Annotated in this window: 4 protein-coding genes; all 4 read right to left on the bottom strand. The window is 57.8% G+C overall.

Annotation, left to right across the window (positions count from 1 at the left end; genetic code table 11):
* Window positions 1–114 (bottom strand): GTP-binding protein (locus tag NTW95_05955; protein ID MCX6556962.1); only part of this gene is annotated, 114 nt, incomplete at its 3' end.
* Window positions 115–123: 9 nt separating this feature from the next.
* Window positions 124–2,214: an elongation factor G gene (gene fusA, locus NTW95_05960; GenBank protein MCX6556963.1), complete on the bottom strand. Its 2,091-nt coding sequence runs from the start codon at window positions 2,212–2,214 to the stop codon at window positions 124–126.
* 26 nt (window positions 2,215–2,240) lie between these two features.
* Window positions 2,241–2,711, bottom strand: coding sequence for a 30S ribosomal protein S7 (rpsG, locus tag NTW95_05965; GenBank protein ID MCX6556964.1), 471 nt, complete (start codon window positions 2,709–2,711; stop codon window positions 2,241–2,243).
* On the bottom strand, window positions 2,712–3,098 hold the full coding sequence (gene rpsL / locus NTW95_05970; protein ID MCX6556965.1) for a 30S ribosomal protein S12: 387 nt from the start codon (window positions 3,096–3,098) through the stop codon (window positions 2,712–2,714).
* Window positions 3,099–3,227: the final 129 nt, after the last annotated feature.

Here is a 3,227-nt window from a genome sequence, read left to right on the forward strand (position 1 = left end):
CGTGCTCAATACCTTGGTGATCGCCGACGTCAACGTCGTCTTGCCGTGATCCACGTGCCCGATCGTGCCAATATTCAAATGCTCCTTCGTACGATCAAATTTCTCTTTCGCCATAATTGCCTCCTAATTGATGGTGTAAATGCCCAACTGGTTCTTCAGAACTTCATTCATTTTTTCCTCGGTCATTTCGCTGTATTTGAAAAATTCCAAAGAGTAATTGGCCCTTCCCTGGGTCAGGGTGCGCAGCGCCGTGGCGTAGCCGAACATCAGCGCCAGCGGCACCTGCCCGTCGATCAGGTGCAGGTTGTTGCGCAGGTCCATGTGGGTGACCTTGCCCTGGCGGCTGTTGAAGTCCGACATCACCTCGCCGAGGTATTCGTCCTGGACGACGATTTCGATCTTCATCAGCGGCTCGAGCAGGATCGGGTGGCCTTTTCGAAAAGCGCTCTTGAAGGCCATGGCGGCCGCAATCTTGTAGGCAAGCTCGTTGCCGTCTTCCTCGTTGGTGGATCCGTCGACCAGGTCGACCTCGACCTGAGTGATGGGAAACCCGGCGATCACGCCGATATCCATGGCTTCCTGCACGCCCTGTTCGATGGCCTTGTAGAATTCCTTGGGAATGATCCCGTGCTTGATCTTGGCGTTGAACTTGAATTTTTCACTGCCGTCGAGCGGCTTGACTTCCAGGGCCACATGCCCGAACTGGCCCTTGCCGCCGCTCTGCTTGATGTATTTTTCCTCGGCGCGGGCCTTCTTGCGGATCGTCTCGTAGTAGGCCACCCGCGGCTTGCCCAACTTGGTCTGCACCTTGAATTCGCGCTTGATCCGCTCCTGGATGATCTCCAGGTGCAGCTCCCCCATCCCGGAAATGATCATTTGCCCGGTATGGTGGTCCTGGTAGGATTTCAGGGTGGGATCTTCCATCGACAACTTGGCCAGCACGTCGTCGAGCTTCTGATGCTCCGAGGTCAGGCGCGGTTCGATGGTTGCCGAAACCACCGGCTCGGGGAATTGGATGGTTTCCAGCACGATGGGATGACGCTCGTCGCAGAGCGTGTCGCCGGTGGAAACTTCCTTCAACCCCACCGAGGCCGCGATGTCGCCGGAATAGACGGCGTCCACTTCCTCGCGCTTGTTGGCGTGCATCTTCAGCAATTTGGCGATGCGCAGGCGCTGGTTCTTGCTGCTGTTGAAGATGGTGCTGCCGACCTTGATGCTGCCCGAATAGACACGGAAATAAACGAGCTGGCCGACATAGGGGTCGCTCATGATCTTGAACACCAGCGCCGACATGGGCTCGTCGTCCGACAGTTTGCGGCGCAACGCCCGGCCGCTTTTGGGGTCCTTGCCGGCAATCGCCTCCTTGTCCAGCGGCGAAGGCAAAAAGTCGACGACGGCGTCGAGCAGGTTGTGCACGCCCTTGTTCTTGAAGGAGGAGCCGCAGAGCACCGGAACCGCCTTGAGGTTCAGGGTGGCCGCGCGCACCGCCTTTTTCAAGTGGCTTTCCGGAATGTCCTTCTTATCCAGGAACAATTCCATCACGTCGTTGTCGAATTCGGCCAGCCTTTCGATCAGCTGCTCGCGGTGCAGCAGCGCGTCATCCAGGTAGGGGGCCGGGATGTCCATGTTCTCCACTTTCGCGCCCAGCAATTCGCCGTTGTAGCGGTAGGCTTTCATGGCGATGAGATCGATCACCCCGGCGAAGTTGTCCTCGCTGCCCAGCGGCAGCTGCAGCGGCAGGGTGACGACCTTGAATTTCTTTTCGATCTGCCCGACCACGTCGAGGAAATCGGAACCCTGGCGGTCCATCTTGTTGACGTAGGCGATCTTGGGGATGTGGTACTTCACCGATTGGTACCAGACCTTCTCGGTCTGCGGTTCGACGCCGCCGACGCCGCACAGGACGATGATCGCCCCGTCGAGCACGCGCAGCGACCGTTCCACCTCGGCGGTGAAATCGACATGGCCGGGGGTGTCGATGATGTTGATGCGGCAGTCGTTCCAGAAGCAGGTGGTGGCCGCGGCGGTGATGGTGATGCCGCGCTCCTGCTCCTGCTCCATCCAGTCCATGACGGCCGTGCCGTCGTCGACTTCGCCGATTTTATAGGTCACGCCGGTATAGTACAGAATTCTCTCGGTGGTGGTGGTCTTGCCGGCATCGATGTGGGCCATCAAGCCGATGTTGCGAATTCTGTCAACCGGGACCGTTCTCATGGGGCCGTCCTTGTCTTTCCTTGTTTTTACCAGCGGTAATGGGCGAAGGCGCGGTTCGCTTCGGCCATCTTGTGTACGGTCTCTTTCTTCTTGATCGCCCCGCCCTTCTCGCCGTAGGCGTCCATGATTTCTCCGACCAGCTTCTCGCGGAAAGATTTGCCGCCGCGCTGGCGCGCGTTCTGAACCAGCCAGCGGACGCCCAGGGCGTAGGACCGTTCCTTGCGAACTTCGGTGGGCACCTGGTAGGTGGCGCCGCCGACACGGCGCGAACGGGTTTCCACCTGGGGGCGGACATTCTCGATGGCCTTGGTGATCACTTTCAACGGATCTTCCTTCATCTTTTCCTGGAGGGTGTCCATGGCCGCGTAGACGATGTGCTGGGCGATGTTCTTCTTGCCGCTCTGCATGACCTTGGTGATCAGCTTGGCCAGAATGGAGGAATTGTAGACCGTGTCGTACAGGACCTCTTTTTGCTTGGTAATTTTTTTCCTGGGCATTTATTTCTCCTGGCCCCCTTTCTTGCGGCGGGCGCCGTATTTCGAGCGGCTTCTCTGCCTGTTCTCCACGCCGGTGGTGTCCTTGGCGCCGCGCACGATGTGGTAGCGCACCCCGGGCAGGTCCTTGACCCTGCCGCCGCGGACCAGGACGATCGAGTGCTCCTGGAGCGTATGCCCTTCGCCGGGGATATAGGCGGTCACTTCCACGCCGTTGGACAAGCGGACTCTGGCCACCTTGCGCATGGCCGAATTGGGCTTTTTGGGATTGGTGGTGAAGACGCGCGTGCAGACACCCCTTTTCAACGGGCAGTCTTGTAGCGCGGGTGATTTACTCTTGTCCCTCATCCGGCTTCTGCCCAAACGGACCAACTGATTAATTGTAGGCAAATTTCCTCCTGTACACGTTTTGAGCCTTTAGCAAATTCAAAATTTGTTGCTGTCAATGACGAATTTTAGATTTTGCTACTCAGGCTCTTATCCTGCTTTGCTGGATTTGGATTTTTTTTAGAAGATTTC

This window comes from Candidatus Aminicenantes bacterium (assembly GCA_026393795.1).
Taxonomy (GTDB): Bacteria; Acidobacteriota; Aminicenantia; order UBA2199; family UBA2199; genus UBA2199.

Bases quoted from the DNA above. Each gene is read 5' to 3' on its own strand.
- rpsG (MCX6556964.1), bottom strand. From the start codon at position 2,711: ATGCCCAGGAAAAAAATTACCAAGCAAAAAGAGGTCCTGTACGACACG.
- fusA (MCX6556963.1), bottom strand. From the start codon at position 2,214: ATGAGAACGGTCCCGGTTGACAGAATTCGCAACATCGGCTTGATGGCC.